At 68.1% G+C, this 19,475-nt stretch carries 20 protein-coding genes; 11 read left to right on the forward strand and 9 right to left on the reverse strand.

Features of this window, described 5'->3' with window-relative positions; all coding sequences use genetic code 11:
- Window positions 1-31 precede the first annotated feature (31 nt).
- Both ilvN and AC1D29_RS02360 read right to left on the reverse strand, forming a co-directional pair.
- Complete coding sequence (gene ilvN, locus AC1D29_RS02355) at window positions 32-523, reverse strand: acetolactate synthase small subunit (RefSeq protein ID WP_056198275.1); 492 nt, start codon at window positions 521-523, stop codon at window positions 32-34.
- 166 nt (window positions 524-689) lie between these two features.
- Complete coding sequence (locus tag AC1D29_RS02360) at window positions 690-2,474, reverse strand: acetolactate synthase 3 catalytic subunit (protein ID WP_477894277.1); 1,785 nt, start codon at window positions 2,472-2,474, stop codon at window positions 690-692.
- A gap of 239 nt (window positions 2,475-2,713) precedes the next feature.
- Between AC1D29_RS02360 and AC1D29_RS02365 the strand changes: the two genes are divergently transcribed.
- From AC1D29_RS02365 to AC1D29_RS02395, 7 genes are all read left to right on the forward strand, one after another.
- Window positions 2,714-3,280: an RNA polymerase sigma factor gene (locus AC1D29_RS02365; protein ID WP_477894278.1), complete on the forward strand. Its 567-nt coding sequence runs from the start codon at window positions 2,714-2,716 to the stop codon at window positions 3,278-3,280.
- On the forward strand, window positions 3,277-3,750 hold the full coding sequence (locus AC1D29_RS02370) for a DUF3619 family protein (protein ID WP_477894279.1): 474 nt from the start codon (window positions 3,277-3,279) through the stop codon (window positions 3,748-3,750). The genes AC1D29_RS02365 and AC1D29_RS02370 overlap by 4 nt, the downstream gene beginning before the upstream one ends.
- Window positions 3,751-3,760: 10 nt before the next feature.
- Window positions 3,761-4,570 (forward strand): DUF3106 domain-containing protein, encoded by an 810-nt coding sequence (locus AC1D29_RS02375; protein ID WP_477894280.1) that lies wholly within the window; start codon window positions 3,761-3,763, stop codon window positions 4,568-4,570.
- Window positions 4,567-5,079, forward strand: a complete 513-nt coding sequence (locus AC1D29_RS02380) for an RDD family protein (RefSeq protein ID WP_477894281.1) — start codon at window positions 4,567-4,569, stop codon at window positions 5,077-5,079. The genes AC1D29_RS02375 and AC1D29_RS02380 overlap by 4 nt, the downstream gene beginning before the upstream one ends.
- Entirely contained in the window at window positions 5,076-5,453 is a 378-nt protein-coding gene (locus tag AC1D29_RS02385) for a diacylglycerol kinase (protein ID WP_477894282.1), read from the forward strand. Before AC1D29_RS02380 ends, AC1D29_RS02385 begins: the two co-directional genes overlap by 4 nt.
- Window positions 5,454-5,495: 42 nt before the next feature.
- Window positions 5,496-6,284 carry an AraC family transcriptional regulator gene (locus AC1D29_RS02390; protein ID WP_477894283.1) on the forward strand — a complete coding sequence of 263 codons (789 nt, stop codon included), beginning with the start codon at window positions 5,496-5,498 and terminating at the stop codon, window positions 6,282-6,284.
- Between the two features lie 64 nt (window positions 6,285-6,348).
- Window positions 6,349-6,960 carry a LysE family translocator gene (locus tag AC1D29_RS02395; protein WP_477894284.1) on the forward strand — a complete coding sequence of 204 codons (612 nt, stop codon included), beginning with the start codon at window positions 6,349-6,351 and terminating at the stop codon, window positions 6,958-6,960.
- A gap of 7 nt (window positions 6,961-6,967) precedes the next feature.
- On the opposite strand, the gene AC1D29_RS02400 is transcribed toward AC1D29_RS02395, so the two are convergent.
- Both AC1D29_RS02400 and AC1D29_RS02405 read right to left on the reverse strand, forming a co-directional pair.
- Window positions 6,968-7,306 carry a P-II family nitrogen regulator gene (locus AC1D29_RS02400; RefSeq protein WP_056198291.1) on the reverse strand — a complete coding sequence of 113 codons (339 nt, stop codon included), beginning with the start codon at window positions 7,304-7,306 and terminating at the stop codon, window positions 6,968-6,970.
- Between the two features lie 35 nt (window positions 7,307-7,341).
- A complete protein-coding gene (locus AC1D29_RS02405; protein WP_477894285.1) occupies window positions 7,342-9,012 on the reverse strand; it encodes an NAD+ synthase in 1,671 nt (556 codons plus the stop codon).
- Between AC1D29_RS02405 and AC1D29_RS02410 the strand changes: the two genes are divergently transcribed.
- A complete protein-coding gene (locus AC1D29_RS02410) occupies window positions 9,011-10,219 on the forward strand; it encodes a GNAT family N-acetyltransferase (RefSeq protein ID WP_477894286.1) in 1,209 nt (402 codons plus the stop codon). The two genes, AC1D29_RS02405 and AC1D29_RS02410, sit on opposite strands and share 2 nt — an antisense overlap.
- On the opposite strand, the gene ppa is transcribed toward AC1D29_RS02410, so the two are convergent.
- The gene (ppa, locus tag AC1D29_RS02415) at window positions 10,220-10,759 is read right to left on the reverse strand and encodes an inorganic diphosphatase (protein ID WP_477894287.1); all 540 of its coding nucleotides are present in this window, start codon (window positions 10,757-10,759) and stop codon (window positions 10,220-10,222) included. It abuts the gene before it with no gap.
- 162 nt (window positions 10,760-10,921) lie between these two features.
- Between ppa and AC1D29_RS02420 the strand changes: the two genes are divergently transcribed.
- Both AC1D29_RS02420 and AC1D29_RS02425 read left to right on the forward strand, forming a co-directional pair.
- Window positions 10,922-13,102: a sodium-translocating pyrophosphatase gene (locus tag AC1D29_RS02420; protein WP_477894288.1), complete on the forward strand. Its 2,181-nt coding sequence runs from the start codon at window positions 10,922-10,924 to the stop codon at window positions 13,100-13,102.
- 82 nt (window positions 13,103-13,184) lie between these two features.
- Window positions 13,185-14,018: a J domain-containing protein gene (locus tag AC1D29_RS02425; RefSeq protein ID WP_477894289.1), complete on the forward strand. Its 834-nt coding sequence runs from the start codon at window positions 13,185-13,187 to the stop codon at window positions 14,016-14,018.
- Window positions 14,019-14,055: 37 nt separating this feature from the next.
- Here AC1D29_RS02425 and AC1D29_RS02430 read toward each other — a convergent pair whose 3' ends face one another.
- The 3 genes from AC1D29_RS02430 to AC1D29_RS02440 are packed head-to-tail and all read right to left on the reverse strand — an operon-like array spanning window position 14,056 to window position 17,834.
- Window positions 14,056-14,490, reverse strand: coding sequence for a hypothetical protein (locus AC1D29_RS02430; RefSeq protein ID WP_477894290.1), 435 nt, complete (start codon window positions 14,488-14,490; stop codon window positions 14,056-14,058).
- Between the two features lie 58 nt (window positions 14,491-14,548).
- Complete coding sequence (locus tag AC1D29_RS02435) at window positions 14,549-17,272, reverse strand: serine/threonine-protein kinase (RefSeq protein ID WP_477894291.1); 2,724 nt, start codon at window positions 17,270-17,272, stop codon at window positions 14,549-14,551.
- Between the two features lie 7 nt (window positions 17,273-17,279).
- Window positions 17,280-17,834 carry an ECF-type sigma factor gene (locus tag AC1D29_RS02440; RefSeq protein WP_477894292.1) on the reverse strand — a complete coding sequence of 185 codons (555 nt, stop codon included), beginning with the start codon at window positions 17,832-17,834 and terminating at the stop codon, window positions 17,280-17,282.
- Window positions 17,835-18,057: 223 nt separating this feature from the next.
- Between AC1D29_RS02440 and AC1D29_RS02445 the strand changes: the two genes are divergently transcribed.
- Window positions 18,058-18,567 carry a diguanylate cyclase domain-containing protein gene (locus AC1D29_RS02445; protein WP_477894293.1) on the forward strand — a complete coding sequence of 170 codons (510 nt, stop codon included), beginning with the start codon at window positions 18,058-18,060 and terminating at the stop codon, window positions 18,565-18,567.
- 165 nt (window positions 18,568-18,732) lie between these two features.
- Here the strand turns inward: AC1D29_RS02445 and AC1D29_RS02450 are convergent, their stop codons facing one another.
- Window positions 18,733-19,440 (reverse strand): ABC transporter ATP-binding protein, encoded by a 708-nt coding sequence (locus AC1D29_RS02450; RefSeq protein WP_477894294.1) that lies wholly within the window; start codon window positions 19,438-19,440, stop codon window positions 18,733-18,735.
- Between the last annotated feature and the right edge of the window lie 35 nt (window positions 19,441-19,475).

Raw genomic sequence — 19,475 nt, forward strand, 5'->3', positions numbered from 1 at the left:
GGAAAAAACTGTGGTGTAGGGGTGGGACGGATCAGACGCGCAGGATGCGCTCGCCGCGGCCGATGCCGCTGGCGCCGGTGCGTACGGTTTCGAGGATGGACGCACGGTCGATCGCATCGATGAAGGCGTCGAGCTTGCCGGCGTCGCCGGTCAGCTCGATCGTGTAGGTCTTCTCGGTCACGTCGATGACGCGGCCGCGGAAGATGTCGGCGGTGCGCTTGATCTCCTCGCGCTCCTTGCCGACGGCTCGCACCTTGATGAGCATCAGCTCACGCTCGGTGTAGTTGCCCTCGGTCAGGTCGACGACCTTGACGACCTCGATGAGGCGGTTCAGGTGCTTGGTGATCTGCTCGATGACCTCGTCGCTGCCGGTGGTCACGATGGTCATGCGCGACAGCGACGGGTCTTCCGTCGGCGCGACCGTCAGGCTCTCGATGTTGTAGCCGCGGGCCGAGAACAGGCCGACGACGCGCGACAGCGCACCCGGCTCGTTCTCGATGAGCAAAGCAATGATGTGTTTCATGGGGTCTTCGTCCTTCGCGCTCTTCAGTGCCGGCGGCGGTAACCGCCGGACCTTGGCTGCGCTTGATCGAGTGAATGGATTCGCTGCGGTGCCGGACTGATCGCGCTGTTCACCGGAAGTCCCGACTGGCGCGGTAACGCCAGCCAGAGCTTTCGGCTTCAGGCACTCACAGGTCTTCCGATCCCAGCAGCATCTCGGAAATACCCTTGCCCGCCTTGACCATGGGCCAGACGTTCTCGGTCGGATCGGTGCGGATGTCCAGGAACACCGTGCGGTCCTTGAGGCGCATCGCTTCCTTCAGCGCCGGCTCCACGTCCGACGGCTTCTCGACCAGGATGCCCACGTGGCCATAGGCCTCGGCCAGCTTCACGAAGTCGGGCAGCGCATCCATGTAGCTGTGCGAGTAACGGCCGCCGTAGTCCAGCTGCTGCCACTGGCGCACCATGCCCAGGTAGCGGTTGTTCAGCGAGACGATCTTGACCGGCGTCTGGTATTGGAAGCAGGTCGACAGCTCCTGGATGCACATCTGGATGCTGCCCTCGCCGGTGATGCAGAACACATCCGACTCAGGCTTGGCCAGCTTGATGCCCATCGCGTACGGCAGGCCCACGCCCATCGTGCCCAGGCCACCGGAGTTGATCCAGCGGCGCGGCTGGTCGAACTTGTAGTACTGCGCCGCCCACATCTGGTGCTGGCCGACATCCGACGTGATGTAGGTGTCGCGGTCGCGTGTCAGGCGCCACAGCGTGTCCACGACCATCTGCGGCTTGATGACCTCGTCCGAGCCCTTGAAGGCCAGGCAGTCCTTGCGGCGCCAGTCGTTGATCTGGTTCCACCACGCGCCGATGGCGGCGGCGTCCGGCTTGGCCTGGGCTTCCTTGATCTGCACGATCAGTTCCTGCAGCACGTCCTTGACGTCGCCGACGATGGGGATGTCGACGCGCACGCGCTTGGAGATCGACGAAGGGTCGATGTCCACGTGGATGATCTTGCGCTCCACGGAGCCGAAGTGCTTGGGGTTGCCGATGACGCGGTCGTCGAAGCGCGCACCCACGGCCAGCAGCACGTCGCAGTGCTGCATGGTCATGTTGGCCTCGTAGGTGCCGTGCATGCCCAGCATGCCCAGGAAGCGCGGGTCGGTGCCGGGCATGGCGCCCAGGCCCATCAGCGTGTTCGTGCAGGGGAAGCCCAGCAGGTCGACCAACTCGCGCAGCTCGGCCGTGGCTTCACCCAGGATGACGCCGCCACCTGTGTAGATGTAGGGCCGCTTGGCCTGCAGCAGCAGCTGCACGGCCTTGCGGATCTGGCCGCTGTGGCCCTTCTTGACCGGGTTGTAGGAACGCATCTCGATGCGGTCCGGGTAGCTGAAGGTGGTCTTGGCGAGAGACACATCCTTGGGGATGTCCACGACGACCGGGCCGGGGCGGCCGGTGCGGGCGATGTGGAAGGCCTTCTTCAGCGTCAGCGCCAGGTCGCGCACGTCCTTGACCAGGAAGTTGTGCTTGACGATGGGCCGTGTGATGCCGACCGTGTCGCACTCCTGGAAGGCATCCAGGCCGATCGCCGGCGTGGGGACCTGACCCGTGATGATGACCATCGGGATCGAGTCCATGTAGGCCGTCGCGATGCCGGTGACGGCATTCGTGACGCCCGGCCCCGAGGTGACCAGCGCCACACCCACTTCGCCGCTCGCCCGGGCAAAGCCGTCGGCGGCATGCACGGCGGCCTGCTCGTGGCGCACCAGCACATGCTGGATGCTGTCCTGCTTGTAGAGCGCGTCGTAGATGTAGAGCACCGCGCCGCCGGGGTAACCCCAGAGATGGCGCACCCCTTCGGCCTGCAGGCAGCGAACGAGGATCTCGGAGCCATTGAGCTCCGTCGGTGTTTGGGAGGGGGAAGTTTGCGGCTGCGCCAGGACGGCGCGCTTGATTTCCGCGGCAGACATATCCATTTTTAGAACCTCTGTGATTTTCTCTAACGAAAAACCATTGGTGCCCCTCTTCTCGTCCTCGTGAGACGGATTCGGAACCTGCGCGTCAACAGATGGGGCCCCAGTCGGGCGACCACTGAGAGACCATGACTCTTTGTGCGAAGCAACATTATGCCGAGCAAAATCGCGCGAGCCTTCGTATGAGACGAATGCAGTAGCCGATGCGATAATTTGTGTTGCTGCCCGGATAGCCTGCCGCCTTGGCCACCGACAAAGAACTCAACGATTTCCTGCGTACCGTGGACCGCCGCGCCTTCAAGCGCACGGCCTATGTCGTCCGCGATGACGATGCCGCCCTGGACATCGTGCAGGACGCCATGATCAAACTGGCGGAAAACTACTTCGACCGCCCCGCGGCCGAGTTGCCGCTGTTGTTCCAGCGCATCCTGTCCAACGCGACGATGGATCATTTCCGTCGGCAGAAGGTGCGCAACGCCGTCATGACCAACATGTCGGACTTCGAAGGCGGCGATGCCGACGGCGATTTCGACCTGCTGGAGATCCTGGAAACCCAGGACGGCGCCATGGGCGCGCTCAGCGCCGCCGACGAGGTCGGCCGGGCGCAGATCTTGCAGCGCATCGAGGCCGAAGTCGAACAATTGCCGACGCGTCAACGCGAAGCCTTCCTGCTGCGTTACTGGGAGGAACTGGATGTTGCAGAGACCGCCTCGGTGATGGGCTGCTCGGAGGGGAGTGTGAAAACACACTGCTCACGAGCCGTTCATGCATTGGCCAAGGCGCTCAAGGCCAAGGGGATCACGCTATGACGTCGCCGAATTTTTCCGCCCTTCCTGCCGAGTTGGACGCTCGCGTCACGCGCTTCGGGCTGCGCGTGGCTGCCGGCCTGACCGAGCGCAGTGCCGCGCTGCCGCACGATGTGTCGGAGCGCCTGCGCTTCGCGCGTGAACAAGCCCTGGCCCGTGCCACCCAGGCCCGCGCCGCCGCCAGCACGAAGCTGAGCACCGCCAGCCCCAGCCTGGTGCAGATGGGGACCACGGTGGCCCTGAGCGGTGGCCCGCGCGGCGCCGGCGGTGACGGCGGTCTGTGGTCCAAGATCGTGTCCTTCCTGCCGTTGATCCTGTTGCTGGCCGGCCTGCTATTGATGCAGCAGGGCCAGATCCACGAGCAGATCGCCGCAGCCGCCGAAGTGGATACCGCGCTGCTCAGCGACAACCTGCCACCGTCCGCCTTCAGCGACCCGGGTTTCGCGGAGTTCCTGCGAGATGGGGAAGAATGACCGGATGCGCATGACCCGAGCCGCTCCGACGCTGCCCGCCCCATCACCCCGCCTGCTGATCGCCCTGCTGCTCAGCGCAGCGGGGCTTTGTGCTTTTGCGCAGGCGCCTGAGGCCGCCTCTGCTCCAGAAGCGGCCGCCAGCGTCGCGCCCAAGGTCAAGCCCGTGCCTGTCGCCAAGCCGGTGGCGCCGGGGCTGACTGCGCCACCGGCCTGGAACGGCTTGACGCAGAGCCAGCAGGCCTTGCTCGCACCGCTGGCGCGCGACTGGGACGGCATCAGCCCCACACAGCGCAGCAAGTGGCTGAGCGCCACGCCGACGCTGGCCACGCTGCCGGCGCCCGAACTGGCCCGCGTGCATGACCGCATGCGCGACTGGGCACGCCTGTCACCGTCCGAGCGGGTGAACGCCCGCATCGGCTTCCAGGTCGCCAAGCAGGTCGACGCCGAGCAGCGCCAGGCCAAGTGGGAGGCCTACCAGGCCTTGACGCCCGAAGAGCGCCAGGCGCTCGGCGAGAAAGCCGTCGCGCGCCGCCAGGCTCAGGCCGCCGCGCCCGCCCATTCGGCCAAGCGACTGGCCACCCAGACCAAGTCCAACATCGTTCCGGCGGCACCCAAGCTGCTGCCGCCCATCCCCGTGACCGGCAGCCTCATCCAGGCCAAGCCGGGCGCCACCACCGTGCTGATGACGCGCGGGCTGGCCTTGCCCAGCCACCACGCAGCGGGTGAAGCCAAGGTCGTGGCCGACCCCGCGCTGGTCGACCCGAAGACGCTGCTGCCCAAGTCGCTGAAGGCGCCCACCGCGTCCGCACCGAGCCGATGACCGCGCCGGTCGATCTGCACGCCGCGCCCCCGGGCCTGGCGAGACGCTTCGCCGCCTTCCTCTACGAAGGCGTTTTGCTGTTTGGCGTGCTGTTCTTCACCGGCTTCCTGTACTCGGTGCTGACGCGCCAGCAGCACGCCATGCAAGGACGCGTCGGCATGGGCGTCTTCCTGTTCGCCGTGCTGGGCCTGTATTTCGTCGGCTTCTGGACCCGTTCCGGCCAGACGCTGGCGATGAAGACCTGGCATCTGCGCGTCGTCGATGCCGCCGGACAGCCGCTGGGCTGGGGCCGCGCGCTGCTGCGGTATGCCTTCAGCTGGCTCTGGTTCCTGCCCGCGCTGGTCAGCGTCTGGGCGCTGGGTCTGCATGGCGGCGGCGCCATCATCGGCAGCCTGATCGCCGGCGTGGCCGCCTATGTGTTGATCGCACGCCTGCACCCGCAGCGACAATTCCTGCACGACGCGCTCAGCGGTTCGCGCGTCATCACCCAGCTTCCGCAGCGTTCATGAGCAATCCCCACAAGGGCCGCACCGGCCTCGACCGCATCGTGCACGCCGCCGGCTACTCATGGGCCGGCCTGAAGGCCGCGTACACCGGCGAGAGCGCCTTCCGCCAGGAAACCTGGCTGGTGGTCGTCGCCACGCCGCTGGCCTTCTGGCTGGGCAACGACTGGGTGCAGATCGCGCTGCTGCTGGGCTCGCTGCTGCTGCTGCTCATCGTCGAGCTGCTGAATTCGGCCATCGAGGCCGTCGTCGACCGCGTGTCCTTCGAGCTGCATCACCTCTCCAAGCGCTCCAAGGACATCGCCAGCGCGGCCGTGCTGCTGTCGCTGGTGCTGGCCGGCGGCGTCTGGGCGGCAGCCATCTGGCAGCACCTGCGCTGACGCGGGCTGTGCCACAGTCGGGGCCGCACCTGCCCCGACGCGATGAAGAAGACCCCCGGCTTTCGACTGCTGCGCTGCAGCCTGGATGGCGCCGACGCCGTCGTGGCCGACTCGGCCCATGCCTTTGGCCGGCACACGCATGACCAGTTCGGCATCGGCCTGATCGAGCGCGGCGCGCAGAAGTCCGCCAGCGGGCGGGGCGTCGTGCAAGCCGGCCCCGGCGACCTCATCACCGTCAACCCGGGTGAAGTGCACGACGGCTCACCCCTCGATGATGCCGGCCGACGCTGGCGGATGCTCTATCTGGCCCCGGTCCACCTCCTCGACGCCGGGCGGGACATCACGCCCGGCTCGCACTTCGAGTTCACGGCGCCGGTCATCCGCGATGCGGCGCTGACGCTGCGCTTTCGCGCCCTCTTCGACGCCACAACGGCCGACGACGACGCACTGCGCGCCGAGACAGCCCTGCTGGCGCTGGTCGGCGGGCTGCTGCGGCCAACCGTGCATGGGCGCCCCGCTGTGGGCGCCGGCGTCGCCGCGGCGCGTGAGCGCATCGACGACGACCCGGCGGCCACGCCGACGCTGTCGGACCTGGCCAACCAGGCCGGCCTGAGCCGCTACCAGTTCCTGCGCGCCTTCACGCGGCTGACCGGCCTGCCGCCACACGCCTACCTGCTGCAGCGCCGTGTGCAGCATGCCCGACAGCTCGTGCGTGGCGGCGCAGCGCTGGCCGAGGCCGCGGCCGCCAGCGGCTTTGCGGATCAGAGCCACATGACGCGCTGCTTCGTGCGCAGCTTCGGGCTCACACCCGGCGCCTTCGCGCGGGCCTGAAATTTCGTTCAAGACCGGGCCGCATCGCCCACGCAGCATGGCGTCCTCAATGAGGAGCGCCTGCATGAACATCGAATTCCTGACCATTTCGCTGCTGGTCGTCGCGTCACCCGGCACCGGCGCCGCGGTGACCATCGCCACGGGCCTGTCGCGCGGCACGCGCACAGCCGTCGTCGCAGCCTTCGGCTGCACGCTGGGCATCGTGCCGCACATGCTGGCCGCGGTGACCGGCCTGGCGGCGCTGCTGCATGCCAGCAGCCTGGCCTTCGAGGCCATCAAGATCGCCGGCGTGGCCTATCTGCTGTACCTGGCCTGGATGACTTGGCGCGAGCAAGGCGTGCTGAAGATCGAGGCAGACGGCGCGCGGCGCACCGACGGGCAGGTCATCCGGCACGCCGTGCTGGTGAACCTGCTCAACCCCAAGCTGTCGATGTTCTTCCTGGCGTTCCTGCCGCAGTTCATCGCCGCGGATGACGTGGCACCGACGGTGACGATGCTGCAGCTGTCGGCCATCTTCATGGCCATGACCTTTGCGGTGTTCGCCGTCTATGGCGCCTTTGCGGCGCGCATGCGCCAGCACGTGCTGGGCAACGCCACCGTGCTGGCCTGGCTGCGGCGCAGCTTCGCCGCGACCTTTGTGGGCCTGGGCGTCAAGCTGGCGCTGACCCAGCGCTGACCAGCGCTTAGACCGCCGCTTCGTCCGTCTCGCCGGTGCGGATGCGAACGACCTGCTCGACCGGCAGCACGAAGATCTTGCCGTCGCCGATCTTGCCGGTCTTGGCGGCCTTCAGGATGGCGTCGATGCAGCGGTCGACCTCGTCATCCTTCACGACGACCTCGACCTTGACCTTGGGCAGGAAGTCGACGACGTACTCGGCGCCGCGGTACAGCTCGGTGTGGCCCTTCTGGCGGCCGAAACCCTTGACCTCGGTGACCGTCAGGCCCGAGGCGCCCACCTCGGCCAGCGCCTCGCGCACCTCGTCGAGCTTGAAGGGTTTGATGATGGCGGTGATCTGCTTCATTGCTGGCACTCCAAGTTGGCAAGGTTCACCCAAGTTTACGCACGGAACTTGGACGTGATGGGATATCTCCAGTCCCGTCCGAAGCCGCGATGGGTGATGCGTATGCCCACCGGCGCCTGACGGCGCTTGTACTCGTTGATCTTGATCAGCCGCGTGACGCGCTCGACATCCTCGGGCTTGAAGCCGGCCGCGACGATCTCCGCGATGGACTGGTCCTGCTCCATGTAGAGGGCCAGGATGGCGTCCAGCACCGGATAGGGCGGCAGGCTGTCCTCGTCCTTCTGGTCGGGACGCAGCTCGGCCGACGGCGGGCGGGTGATGATGCGGTCGGGGATGATTTCCTTGCCCTGCGCATTGCGCCAGCGCGCCAAGCGGAAGACCAGCGTCTTGGCCACGTCCTTGATGACCGCAAAGCCACCGGCCATGTCGCCGTAGAGCGTGCAGTAGCCCGTCGCCATCTCGCTCTTGTTGCCGGTCGTCAGCACGATGCTGCCGAACTTGTTGGACAGCGCCATCAACAGCGTGCCGCGGATGCGCGCCTGGATGTTCTCCTCGGTCGCGTCCAGCGGCAGGCCCTGGAACTCATCGGCCAGCGTCGCGTTGAAAGCGTCGAACATCGGCACGATGGACTTCTCGTCGTAGCGCACGCCCAGGCGCTCGGCCATGTCGCGGGCGTCTATCCACGAGATGTCGGCCGTGTAGGGCGACGGCATCATCACCGTGCGCACCTTGTCGGCGCCCAGCGCGTCGACGGCAATGGCCAGCACCAGGGCCGAGTCGATGCCGCCCGACAGGCCGATCAGCGCACCGGGGAAGCCGTTCTTGCCCAGGTAGTCGCGCACGCCGGTCACCAGCGCCTGCCAGACCTGCGCCTCCATCTCGGGCTCGGGCAGGATCTCGCCCTGCAGCCGCCCCGTCGCATCGACGTCGATGACGGCCAGCGCCTCCGCGAACATCGCCGCGCGCGCGGCCAGCGTGCCGTCCGCCTGCACGGCGAAGGAGGCGCCGTCGAAGACCATCTCGTCCTGGCCGCCGACAAGGTGGGCGTACAGCAACGGCAGGCCGCTCGCCCGCGCGCGCTCGGCCATGCGCTCCTCGCGCTCGGCCACCTTGCCCACGTGGAAGGGCGAGGCGTTGACGACGCACAGCAGCTCGGCGCCGGCCGCCTTGGCTGCCGCGGCGGGCTCCTCGAACCAGGCGTCCTCGCAGATCAGCAGGCCGACCTTGAGGCCGCGCACGTCGAAGACGACGGGCTGCAGGCCTGCATCGCGGCCCGAGTAGAAGTAGCGGCGCTCGTCGAAGACCTGGTAGTTGGGCAGCTCGCGCTTGGCATAGGTGTGGCTGATGCGCCCGCTGGCGACGACGGAGGCCGCGTTCAGGCAGGGCGGCAACGACCAGCTGCGCTCACGCGCGACGCTGCCATCACGGGCCATCGGGTGGCCCACGACGACCTGCAGCCCTGGCAGATCGGCCAGTTCGGCGGCGATGCGCGCCAGTTGCTCCTCGCAACCGGCCAGGAAGGCCGGGCGCAGCAGCAAGTCTTCGGGCGGGTAGCCGCACAGCGCCAGCTCAGGCGTGACGACCAGATCAACCCCAGCCGCGTGCGCCGCGCGCGCTTGGGCAATGATGCGGTCCGCGTTGCCCACAAGATCGCCCACGGTGACATTGATCTGGGCAAGGGCGACTTTCACGGGCTGCGAGGGCATGGGACTCATTTCGATGGAGGCTGCAAAAAATTATGTCATCCGGGTCGATGCCGACCCGGCGGCATTGCCTTGTGCCGCCTGGGACGCCCTGCTCGCGGCCCAGGCGCGGCCCACGCCCTTCATGCGACTGGCCTATCTGCAGGCGCTGCACGCGTCCGGCAGCGCGGTGGCCGAGACCGGCTGGCAGCCGCAGTTCGTGTCGATCTGGTCCGGCGACGAGCTGGTGGCCGCCTGCCCGGCCTATCTGAAGAGCCACTCTTACGGCGAATACGTCTTCGACTGGGCGTGGGCCGACGCCTACCGACGCCACGGCCTGAGCTACTACCCCAAGCTGCTGGTGGCCGTGCCGTTCACGCCGGTGCCGGGCAGCCGGTTGCTGGCGGTGGACGACGAGGCCCGGGCGCTGCTGGCGCATGCGCTGCGGGCGCTGGCCAAGGAGGCGGACGCGTCGTCGCTGCACGTGCTGTTCGGCGACGAGGCCGACCAGGCCGCGCTGGCTGATGCCGGCTGCACGGCGCGGGCGGGCGTGCAGTTCCACTGGATGGCAGAGGGCGATGCGGACTTCACGGCCTTCCTCGCGCGGCTGCATCGTGACAAGCGCAAGAAGATCCAGCAGGAGCAGCGCCGCGTGCGCGAGGCGGGCGTCGTCTTCGAAGCGCGCTCGGGCACAGAGATCACGCCCGACGACTGGGACTTCTTCTACCGCTGCTACCAGCAGACCTACCGCGAGCACCACAGCACGCCCTACCTGAGCCGCGACTTCTTTGCGCGCATGGCCGCTGACATGCCGGAGCACTGGCTGATGTTCACGGCCCGGCGTGGGGACGAACGCGTGGCCATGTCGCTGATTGCCCTGGACCCCGACCGACGCGCCGCCTTTGGCCGCTACTGGGGCGCCGTCCAGCACATCCCCAACCTGCACTTCGACGCCTGCTATTACCAGCCGCTGGCCTGGTGCATCGCCAACGGCTACCAGCGCTTCGAGGGCGGCGCCCAGGGCGAGCACAAGATGGCCCGCGGTCTGATGCCCACGCCCACCGCCTCCAGCCACTGGCTGGCGCACCCGTCGTTTGCGGATGCGGTGAACGACTTCCTGGCCCGGGAGGGCGAGGCGATGGCGGGCTACGTCAACGAACTGGGCGAACACACGCCCTTCAAAACAAAAGACGCCGCGGATGCGGCGTCTTTGCAGGCAGGCCAAGGCTGATTACTTCTGCAGCGTCTTGGCGTAGTTGGCCATGCCTTCGGTGATCTCGGACTTGGCCTTTTCCGGGCCTTCCCAGCCCTTGACCTTGACCCACTTGCCGGCCTCCAGGTCCTTGTAGTGCTCGAAGAAGTGCTGGATGGCCTTGATGCGCATCGGGTTCACGTCCTCGATCTTTTCCCAGTGGCTGTACATGGGCAGGATCTTGTTGGTCGGCACGGCGAGCAGCTTGGCGTCACCACCGGCCTCGTCGTCCATCATCAGCACGCCAAGCGGGCGGCAGGTCACGACGACACCAGGTGTCAGCGCGAACGGGGTGATGACCAGCACGTCGACCGGGTCGCCGTCGTCCGCCAGCGTCCTGGGGATGTACCCGTAGTTGCACGGGTAGTACATCGGCGTCGTCAGGAAGCGATCGACGAACAGCGCGCCGCTGTCTTTGTCGACCTCGTACTTGATCGGGTCGGCATTCATCGGGATCTCGATGATGACGTTGAACTCGTCGGGCGCCTTGGCGCCGGGGGTCACGTTGTGCAGGCTCATGGTCGTCGTTGTAGTTAAAGGAAAACCCGCATTCTAGATTTCCCCAACATCGCTGGTAAACGCGCAACTGTGGCGCCAAACCCGGCCCTTAAGCTCAAACCGCCGAGCCCACGCATACCCTGCTGCGGGCCATGGATCACACGCTAAACAGGAGACTCATACATGTCGACGGAAATGGCGCTGTATTTCGCGCTGGCCTGCGGCCTCGCGGCCGTTCTTTATGGCTTCATTCAACGAAGCTGGATCCTCAGCCAAGACGCGGGCAATGCCCGTATGCAGGAGATCGCCGCGGCGATCCAGCAAGGTGCCGCCGCCTACCTGGGCCGGCAGTACCGCACCATCGGCATGGTGGGCGTCGTGCTGGCCATCGCCATCGCGGTGGTGCCGGGCCTGGGCACGACGACGGCCATCGGCTTCGTCATCGGCGCGGTGCTGTCGGGCATCTGCGGCTTCATCGGCATGAACATCTCCGTGCGCGCCAACGTGCGCACCGCGCAAGCCGCCTCCAAGGGCATCGGCCCGGCGCTGGACGTGGCCTTCAAGGGCGGCGCCATCACCGGCATGCTGGTCGTGGGCCTGGGCCTCTTGGGCGTGGGTGGTTTCTACATGGCCATTGGCGGCGGGCATGACAGCACGGCGCTCAAGCCCATGCTGGGCCTGGCCTTCGGCTCGTCGCTGATCTCCATCTTCGCGCGCCTGGGCGGCGGCATCTTCACCAAGGGTGCGGACGTCGGCGCCGACTTGGTGGGCAAGGTCGAAGCCGGCATCCCCGAGGACGACCCGCGCAACCCGGCCGTGATCGCCGACAACGTGGGCGACAACGTCGGCGACTGCGCCGGCATGGCGGCCGACCTGTTCGAGACCTACGCGGTCACGCTGATCGCCGCGATGGCGCTGGGCGCGCTGATGATCACCGGCAGCAGCGCGCTCGCCGGCGTCGTCTACCCGCTGGCGCTGGGCGGCGTGTCCATCCTCGCCTCCATCGTCGGCTGCTACTTCGTCAAGGCCAGCCCGGGCATGAAGAACGTGATGCCGGCGCTGTACAAGGGCCTGATCGTGGCCGGCGTGCTGAGCCTGATCGCCTTCTTCTTCGTCACCAAGGCGATGTTCCCCGGCACCATCGAGCTGAGCACCGGTGGCACGACCACCGCGATGGCGCTGTTCGGCGCCTGCACGGTGGGCCTGGTGCTGACGGCCGCCATGGTCTGGATCACCGAGTACTACACCGGCACGCAATACCACCCGGTGCAGCACGTGGCGCAGGCCTCCACCACCGGCCACGGCACCAACGTCATCGCCGGCCTCGGCGTGTCGATGAAGTCCACCGCCTGGCCCGTGCTGTTCGTCTGCGCGGCCATCTACTCAGCCTATGCGCTGGCCGGCCTGTACGGCATTGCCGTCGCGGCCACGTCCATGCTGAGCATGGCCGGCATCGTCGTGGCGCTGGACGCCTACGGCCCCATCACCGACAACGCCGGTGGCATTGCCGAGATGGCCGAGCTACCTGCCAGCGTGCGTGACGTGACCGACCCGCTGGACGCCGTGGGCAACACCACCAAGGCCGTCACCAAGGGCTATGCCATCGGCTCGGCGGGCCTCGCCGCGCTGGTGCTGTTTGCCGACTACACGCACGCACTGGAAGCGCGCGGCATGCACGAGGTGTTCTCGCTGTCCGACCACAAGGTCATCCTGGGCCTGTTCCTGGGCGGCCTGATCCCCTTCCTGTTCGCCGCCATGGCCATGGAAGCCGTGGGCCGCGCGGCCGGTGCCGTCGTCGTCGAGGTGCGCAAGCAATTCGCCGACGGCGCCATCATGGCCGGCCAGCGCAAGCCGGACTACAGCGCCGCGGTCGACATGCTGACCACCGCTGCCATCAAGGAAATGATCATCCCCTCGCTGCTGCCCGTGGTGGCGCCCATCCTGGTGGGGCTGATCCTCGGCCCGGCAGCGCTGGGCGGCCTGCTGATGGGCACCATCGTCACCGGCCTGTTCGTGGGCATCTCGATGTGCACCGGCGGCGGTGCCTGGGACAATGCCAAGAAGCTGATCGAGGAAGGCTTCACCGACAGCAACGGCGTGCTGCACAAGAAGGGCTCGGAGGCGCACAAGGCCGCCGTCACCGGCGACACCGTGGGCGACCCCTACAAGGACACCGCCGGCCCGGCCGTGAACCCGCTGATCAAGATCATCAACATCGTCGCGTTGCTGATCGTGCCGCTGCTGCCGATGGCGGCGGGCGGCAAGGCGCCGGAGCCAGTGCCTGTGCCGGCCGCGGTGTCGGCCGCGCCGATGGAGCCGGCCGCCACCATGGCCGAGCTGCCCGCGTCGGGAGCTTCCCAGTAAATCTCTGGTAAACCCCGTGAGCAACGGCCCGTTCGCGGGCCGTTCGCACGTCTGCGCACGGCAAAATCCAGCCATGGCGAGCATGGCGATCACCCGGCACGAACTGACAAGGCGACGCGAGCAACTGCAGGACATGCAGCGCTACCTCGCCGTGCTGGAGGCCGACCACGACGGCGCCCGCGCCAAGCTGTTGGGTTTTCGCCTGCGCTATCTCGAAGCGTTAGGCCCGTTGATGCGCGAGCTGGACGAGCTGGAAGGCCAGTTGCAGCAGGCCACCGCACTGTTGTCGGAGGCGCTGAAACGCCAGGGTGTGGATGCTCCGCTGTCCGCCAGACCCAGCACCAAGCCCTGGCCCGACATCCCGGCCCTGCCCGACGCGACACCGCTGCCGCCCGAGCCCACCGGCCCGCTGACCGACCTGCCGCCGCCCAGCCTGAAGACGCTGTACCGGCGCGCGGCGATGCGCTTCCACCCCGACTTGGCCCCGTCAGGCCCCGAGCGCGAGGTCTGCGAGCAGCGCATGATGGTGGTCAACGAGGCCTATGCCGGCAGTGATCGTCACAAGCTGGAGACGCTGCTGCTGGCGGCCGGCGAACTGCCCGAGAAGGTCATCGGCGGGCCGGCGGACGCCGTGCGCGCCTGGCTGGGCCTGTGCGAGCACATGGTGCAAGGTCGCATCCGTGTCGTGCAGGCGCAGACGCTGGTGCTGGAGAACCTGCAGATGCACCAGTTGCGTATCGCCATCGAGCGCGCCGAGACGGGCGGCATGAAGCCGCTGGACATCATGGCCTCGAGGCTGCGCGCGCAGATCGCCGAGCGGCGCCAGGAGCTCTACATCGGACAGCGGCTGCTGCCCGATTCGGACCTGGCCGAGAGCTTCGTGAAGCAACGCCAGGCCCGTATCGGCGGGCGTTGAACGTCACCTCCCGCATGCGGCGGGAGGCGCTGACCGCCTAGCGCTCGTCGTTCTGCGTCTGCGGATCGGCGCTGGGATAGAAGTTCAGCATGTCACCCGCATCGCTCACCTGGACGAACAGCAGGACCACGCCGCGCGTGGTGTAGTTGTTGGCGCCCCAGGGGATGACGACGGCATCCACCCAGCCGTCGCCCGACTGCGCACGGGTGGCCGGCAGGTAGTTGTAGGGATTCATGGTCGGATCGTTGCCCACCGTCTTCGCCGCCGCGCCGACCAGGCGGAGGTTCTCGCCATCCACGGTCGCTTCGGTGAAGGAGATGGTCAGCTCGCCGACCTGACCTTCAGGCGTGGACGTGGTGAGCGGGGCATCCGGCGGCACCTGCACGCCGTTGCCATCGACATAGGTGCATTGCGACAGGCCACCGACGGTGCTGGTGACGGTGACGGTGTAGGGAGGAACAAGTGTGGGCACGGAAACTCCTTGGGGGCTGGGGAAGAAAGGCGCCGGACAGCCATGAGCCGGCGCCGGGTCAGGAATCGCGTTGCCGCTGCAGCCAGGTTTGCGCGGCTTGCCAGTCGGGCCGCTCGCTCGCTCGCGGGTCCAGGCAGGTCTGCACTTGAAGCCATCGCTGGGTCAGATCTGCGTGCGATTGCGACCAACCATCGCGACGCTGCAGCAGGCCCTGCGCGCGGGCACACGCGGCCTGGCTGGTCGATCGATCAGCGGCGGCGTGCGGTTGTGCCTTGAGCAACTGCAGGCGCACGGCCGCATTCAAGGTTTGCAGCGGCGTGGCTTCAGGCCGGTTGGCAATCACCGTGTCCAGGCGCTGCTCGGCCCGCGACAAGGCCTGCTGCCAGGCGGCGCAGTCCTCTGGCGCACAGCCCGGGCTGGCCATGAGTTCCACCAATGTGACCCACAGCGGCAACCAGTTGTCCAGGGGCGGCTTGCCTGGCCGCAAGCCGTCCAGCGCCTGCATCAGCGCCAAGGCCTGGCGACCTCGCGCGGTGGGCGCCAGGTCGGGCCTCTGCGCCAGCAGATCGGCCTCGATGTCCAAGGCGAGCACGGCCCAGCTGACGTTGGCCGGGTCGCCACGGCGCAACTGATCCGCGGCGGCCTTCGCCCGAGTCAGTGTCGGCATGGCGTTGCGGCCTGCGCCCACCTGCGCTCGACCGAGTTGAAACAGCAGGCTCGCTTCGCGTTTCAGCCACTCCAGGTCGGCGGGATGTTGCTGGCGCAGCGATTGGATGGGCGGCAATGCGCGCTCGAAGGCCTGCGCAGAGCCCTCGTACCGGCCCGTCTGTTGCAGCAGCCGGCCTATCCAGCTGACGGTGTCGCTCCAGTCACTGCGCAGGCCCGGATCGTCGGGCCGCCGCGCCAGCACCGCCTCCTTGAGCGCCAGCGAGTGCCGGAAGGCCTGTTCCGCCTCAGCGAACTGGCCCCGCCCCAGGCGCAGGCTGCCCAGGCTGTTCTCGGCATAGGACAGCTCCAGCTGCGCGTCCGCAGCGTTCGCATCGGCCTGCAGCCAACTCGCGCTCACGTCGCGATACCGGGCCCAGTGCCGCTCGGCCTGGTCGAGCTGACGCTGGCGGAAGAACACTTCGCCCTGCCAGAACGCCGCGGCGCCTTGCGCCTTGCGCCACGCCGCCGTCATGTCGCCGGCCGGCGGATCGAATTGCAACAGCTCGGCGGCCGCCTGCAGTGGCTCCAGCGCCGCGTCGAGCTCCCGCTTTGATACCCGCACCTCACCGATCACGGTCAGGGCCTTGGCGCGCTGCAGCCGGTCCGCCGGGCTGAGCGGGCCGTCTTGGTCAAGCACCTTCAACGCCTTGCCGCCCACGCTGTCGAGCAACTCCAGCCGTCCGATGGGGCGCAGCTTGTCGGCGAACTCGCCCAGCATGAAGCTGAGCACATCCTCGGCCTGGTGGCGGCGCGCCTGGGCCTGCTGCTCGGCTTGCTCCGCGCGACGGGCCTGCAACAGGCTGACGGTCGTCAGGGCCAGCAGCGCGCACGCCGCCAGACCGCCGGCAGCCACGGCCACGCGATGTCGCCGCACGAAACGCCCCAGCACATAGAGCCGGCTGTCCGGCCGCGCGCGGATGGGCTCGTGGTCCAGCCAGCGTTGCAGGTCTTCCGACAGCGCCTGCGCATTCGCATAGCGTTCGCCCGGCGTCTTCTTCAGCGCCTTGGCGACGATGGTGTCGAGATCGCCACGCAAGCGCCGGGCCTGGCCGGCTATGGAGCTGTCGTCCTGGCTGGCTGCCACATCCGACAGCCGCCGCGGCACATGCTCGACAACGGCCTTGAGCCGGTCCAGCTGGGTCTGCGTGTCGTCGGCCGTCGGATGGCTGCCGCCCAGCAGCAGGTAGAGCAGCACGCCCAGGGCGTAGACGTCGGTGGCCGTCGTCACGTCGGCCTGCTGCACCTGCTCGGGTGCGGCGAACTGCGGCGTGAAGGCACTGCCGGCGCGCTGGGTCAGTTCGGTGGCCGCGGCGCCCTGCTCGGCCTGCGTCGCGTCGTCCAGCAGCTTGGCGATGCCGAAGTCCAGCAGCTTCACGTCGCCCTGCTCCGTGACGAGGATGTTGCTGGGCTTGAGGTCGCGGTGCAGGATCAGCCGCGCATGCGCATGGGCCACGGCGGCCAGCACGTCCAGGAAGAGGCGCACGCGGGCCTCGACGTCGAGGTGGTGCACGCGGCAGTAGACGTCGATGGGCCGCCCGTCCACGTACTCCAGCACGAGGTAGGGCTGCTGGTCCGGGCCGGCCTGATGCAGGCCGGCATCCAGCAGCCGGGCGATGTGGGGGTGGGACAGGCGCGCCAGGATCTCGCCCTCGCGGGCGAAACGACCCGCGTCGCCGCGCCCGAGCAGGCCGGCCATCAGGAACTTGACGGCCACCTGGCCCTCGAAGCGGCCGTCGGCGCGGCGCGCCAGCCAGACCGTGCCCATGCCGCCCTGCCCCAGCTGGCGCTCCAGCAGATAGGGGCCGATGGCCTGGCCGGCCAGGTCGGGCGGCGGCGCGTCGTCGGGCACCGAGGCCAGGGCTTCATGCCATTGGGCCACGACCGGCTCGCTGAGGAAGCCTTGCTGTTCCAGGCTTGTCGCCCGGGCCAGCAGGCGCGTCAGGTGCTCGGCAGCCTCGGGGTCTTCGGTCCGCAGGGCGGCCAGGCGCTCGTCGCGAGCGGGCGGCTCGAGGTCCAGCAATTCATCCAGCAAAGGACTCAGCGCGAGCCAGTGTTGCTTGTCCAAGGCGTCCATGCCGGCGTCAGGCACCAAGGCTCAGGGACAAGAACAGCCGGGCCTTCTGCCAGTCGCGCTGGACGGTGCGCTCCGTGATGCTCAGCGCCTCGGCGATCTCCTGTTCGCGCAGGCCGGCGAAGTAGCGCATCTCGACGACCTGGGCCAGGCGGGGCTCCAGCTGGGCCAGTTCGTCCAGCGCCTCGTGCACGCGCAGGATGTCCATGTCGCCCTGCGGCAGCTGCTCGGCGATGGCCGTGTCCAGCGTCAGGTGGGCCTGGCCGCCACCGCGGCGCTCGGCCTGGCGGGCGCGCACCAGGTCGATGACGACAGAGCGCATCGCTTGAGCGGCATAGGCCAGGAAATGGCGCCGGTCCGGGAAGCCGGCCTCCTGGTTGCCGGCCAGGCGCAGCCAAGCCTCGTGCACCAGCGCCGTGGTGTCCAGCAGCGTCAGATGACCCGCCTGGCGCACCTGGCGGCGCGCCAGGCGCTGCAGGTCCGCATAGAGCTGCGCCACCACCTGGTCGGCGGCGGCGCGGTCGCCCTGCTGGGCGGCCTGCAGCAGTTGGGTGATGTCATGCACCGGCCGGACTCTAACGGCTGGCGCTGTCGGAGCGCAGGCCCGGCAGCCGGGTCAACGCCTTGGCGGAAAACTTTTTTTGAGGGCCATGTCGGGTTTGGCGACTGCCTTGCGTTCTGGTGGATGAGGGCCGATGGCGAAGACGGGCCAGGGAGGCCGGCACGAGCCGGTCCGTGGCGCCATCAAGCCCTCACCTTTTGCGCTCAACCTCCACCGGAGTGATCCCGTGTCCCACGCCCAACTGCTCGCCACCGACGCACCTGCGCCCACCCGCGGCAGCACGCCCGAGCCATTGCCCCAGGTGGACTCGCTGGCCACCTATGGCCTGCGCGTGTCGCGCCAGTTCGCCCAATGCCGCCGCGGCGGCGGGCAGCTGGCGCTGCTGTGGATAGAGCTGGACGTGCTGGGCGGTCACGGCGCCAGCTTGAGCGACGCGGCGCGCGACAGCCTGATCCAGCTTGTCAGCCTGCGCCTGCGCAACCGGGTGCGCGGCACCGACGACGTGCAGCGCGTGGGCGAGCAGAGCTTTGCGGTGCTGCTGGCGGCCGGCGCGGCCGAGGCGGCCATTGCCGAGCAACGGCTGCTGAAGACCGCCCGGGGGGCCTACAACGTCGACGGGCAGGTGGTGCAGGTGGGCGTGCGCCTGGGCACGGCGGTGTTCCCGCAAGCCGGGCGCAACGGCACCGAACTGGCCGAGGCCGCCCGCGCCAGTCTGGGCGCGGTCAGCGCCGATTAGGGACTGATAACGCTACGGCAATGGGCCCGCGTTGTGGCCACAAAGGCCGCAAGCAAGGCACAAACCGCAGCCGGGTTGGACACCCGGCGAGGATCTGCAACACAGCGCGTGGCCTTTCCGGCCACAGCCCGAAGGGAAGGTCCATTGCCGTAGCGTCATCAGCCCCTAGACCTCCAGCCACTCCTTGCGGATGTAGGCGTTGGCGCGCAATTCCGCGGGCGTGCCCTCGAAGACGATGCGGCCGTGGCCCATCACATAGCAGCGCTCGGAGATCTCCAGCGCGATGGCCAGCTTCTGTTCGACCAGCAGCACGGCGATGCCACGGTTCTTCAGCTCCTTCAGGTACTCGGCCACCAGCTCGACGATCTTGGGTGCCAGGCCCTCGGTGGGCTCGTCGATCATGATGAGGTCGGGGTCGCCCATCAGCGTGCGGCACAGCGTCAGCATCTGCTGCTCGCCGCCCGACAGCACGCCAGCCTCGGTGAACTGCCGCTCCTTGAGGCGCGGGAACATCTTGTACATGTCGTCGAAGCCCCAGCGCGGGCTCTTGGCGCCGCTCTTCTGCCCCAGCAGCAGGTTCTGATGCACCGTCAACTTGGGGAAGATGTCGCGGTTCTCGGGCACGTAGCCCAGGCCCATGTGGGCGATCTCGTAGGCCTTGCGACCCACCAGCTCGACATCGCCGAACTTGACCGAGCCCTTGGCGTCGACCTGGCCCATGATGGTCTTGACCGTCGTCGAGCGGCCCGCACCGTTGCGGCCCAGCAGGCTGACGATCTCGCCCGGGTTGACCTCCATGCTGACGCCATGCAGCACATGGCTCTTGCCATAAAAGGCGTGGACGTTGTCCAGTTTGAGTTGACGTCCGGTCATTGGTACCCCTCGCCTTGCGAGTACGCCAGGCGGTC

This window comes from Roseateles sp. P1_C6, assembly GCF_056406315.1.

Excerpts from the sequence above, each read along its gene's own strand:
- AC1D29_RS02435 (WP_477894291.1), bottom strand. The coding sequence starts at position 17,272 with ATGGACGCCTTGGACAAGCAACACTGGCTCGCGCTGAGTCCTTTGCTG.
- AC1D29_RS02450 (WP_477894294.1), bottom strand. The coding sequence starts at position 19,440 with ATGACCGGACGTCAACTCAAACTGGACAACGTCCACGCCTTTTATGGC.
- AC1D29_RS02370 (WP_477894279.1), top strand. The coding sequence starts at position 3,277 with ATGACGTCGCCGAATTTTTCCGCCCTTCCTGCCGAGTTGGACGCTCGC.
- AC1D29_RS02425 (WP_477894289.1), top strand. The coding sequence starts at position 13,185 with ATGGCGATCACCCGGCACGAACTGACAAGGCGACGCGAGCAACTGCAG.
- AC1D29_RS02400 (WP_056198291.1), bottom strand. The coding sequence starts at position 7,306 with ATGAAGCAGATCACCGCCATCATCAAACCCTTCAAGCTCGACGAGGTG.
- ppa (WP_477894287.1), bottom strand. The coding sequence starts at position 10,759 with ATGAGCCTGCACAACGTGACCCCCGGCGCCAAGGCGCCCGACGAGTTC.
- AC1D29_RS02395 (WP_477894284.1), top strand. The coding sequence starts at position 6,349 with ATGAACATCGAATTCCTGACCATTTCGCTGCTGGTCGTCGCGTCACCC.
- ilvN (WP_056198275.1), bottom strand. The coding sequence starts at position 523 with ATGAAACACATCATTGCTTTGCTCATCGAGAACGAGCCGGGTGCGCTG.
- AC1D29_RS02420 (WP_477894288.1), top strand. The coding sequence starts at position 10,922 with ATGTCGACGGAAATGGCGCTGTATTTCGCGCTGGCCTGCGGCCTCGCG.
- AC1D29_RS02410 (WP_477894286.1), top strand. The coding sequence starts at position 9,011 with ATGGGACTCATTTCGATGGAGGCTGCAAAAAATTATGTCATCCGGGTC.
- AC1D29_RS02385 (WP_477894282.1), top strand. The coding sequence starts at position 5,076 with ATGAGCAATCCCCACAAGGGCCGCACCGGCCTCGACCGCATCGTGCAC.
- AC1D29_RS02380 (WP_477894281.1), top strand. The coding sequence starts at position 4,567 with ATGACCGCGCCGGTCGATCTGCACGCCGCGCCCCCGGGCCTGGCGAGA.
- AC1D29_RS02375 (WP_477894280.1), top strand. The coding sequence starts at position 3,761 with ATGACCCGAGCCGCTCCGACGCTGCCCGCCCCATCACCCCGCCTGCTG.
- AC1D29_RS02405 (WP_477894285.1), bottom strand. The coding sequence starts at position 9,012 with ATGCCCTCGCAGCCCGTGAAAGTCGCCCTTGCCCAGATCAATGTCACC.
- AC1D29_RS02360 (WP_477894277.1), bottom strand. The coding sequence starts at position 2,474 with ATGGATATGTCTGCCGCGGAAATCAAGCGCGCCGTCCTGGCGCAGCCG.
- AC1D29_RS02390 (WP_477894283.1), top strand. The coding sequence starts at position 5,496 with ATGAAGAAGACCCCCGGCTTTCGACTGCTGCGCTGCAGCCTGGATGGC.